At 34.5% G+C, this 1,113-nt stretch carries 2 protein-coding genes; one reads left to right on the forward strand and one right to left on the reverse strand.

Going from position 1 to position 1,113, the window contains the following annotated elements; genetic code table 11:
* On the reverse strand, nt 1-378 hold a 378-nt coding region (locus BLP57_RS17540), incomplete at its 3' end, for an Ig-like domain-containing protein (protein WP_242872676.1).
* 121 nt (nt 379-499) lie between these two features.
* Here BLP57_RS17540 and BLP57_RS17545 point away from each other — a divergent pair.
* Complete coding sequence (locus BLP57_RS17545) at nt 500-682, forward strand: ribbon-helix-helix protein, CopG family (RefSeq protein ID WP_092072911.1); 183 nt, start codon at nt 500-502, stop codon at nt 680-682.
* The last annotated feature ends 431 nt before the right edge of the window (nt 683-1,113 follow it).

The raw sequence follows: 1,113 nt of genomic DNA on the forward strand, positions 1-1,113 counted from the left end.
TTTAAGTGTAGCTGATGTTTTATTCAGCTTTATGCTTTTTACTGGTTGTTTAACTGTCACTTTGCAAGTAAGTTTTTTCTTTCCATATTTTGCAGTAATTACCGCAGTTCCCTTTTTCTTAGCCTTTACAACACCTTTTGAAGATACAGTTGCTACACTCTTTTTGCTGCTTGTCCAAGTAATTTTTCCCTTGGTTCCTGTTGCTTTCAGTGTGTACGTTTTGCCAACATTGAGGGAAACACTCTTTTTGTTCAGCTTTGCCGCACTTGCTGAAACTGGCATGGCGATCACGCTTAACAGTATACAGCACAATAGCATAACTGACAGTTTTTTGATTCTTTTCATACTCCTTTTCCTCCTTGGATTTTTTTCTTTCATAGTACCATAAAGCGTGCTTTTTTACAATCTAACCGTGTGTTACAATTAGATATTTATTCGTAATATATAAAACAGTCATTCTAAACTCTATAATCGAATACAGATTAAGGAGTGATACAACATGAAAAACGAACCTTTAATAATAAAAAAGCGTGGCGAAGATGGCAGCAGAGTTATTACAGTTAGAATAAAAGAGGATATTTTAGCGTCTTTAGACCAGCTTGCAGCAGAGAGCAACTATTCACGAAATGAATTGATTAATATTATCTTGCGACATGGGATTGAGAATATAAAGATTGAATGAGAGTGGAAATCCACTCTTTTTTCTTTGCTCTTGGAATGATAGAATACTGATATAATAGTTTCCAAAAGCGAGGTACAGTTATGCCAAAATCAGAAAAACAAAAGTTGAAAACGCTCTATGTAGCGGAATACTTTTAAAAAAACACAGATGAAAACCATCCAACAACAATCAAAGATATTATTGACTATTTGGAAACTGAACATGATATTCTTGCGGAACGTCGTTCTGTCCTTAGAGATATTCTTATTTTACGTGATGAATTTGGTATGGATATTGAATGCCCCACACAAGGCGGCTCTTATTATCGACTTCTTTCAAGAGACTTTGAACTTGACGGGTAGTGTAAATTATTCTGTGTAAACCTCTCAGATTGATGATAAAATCATAGGTTTATAGAATACAAAAATATAATGTGATGGGCTGAATGGCAT

It is taken from the genome of Blautia sp. SF-50 (genome assembly GCF_900101315.1).
Classification (GTDB): Bacteria; Bacillota; Clostridia; order Lachnospirales; family Lachnospiraceae; genus Blautia_A; species Blautia_A fusiformis.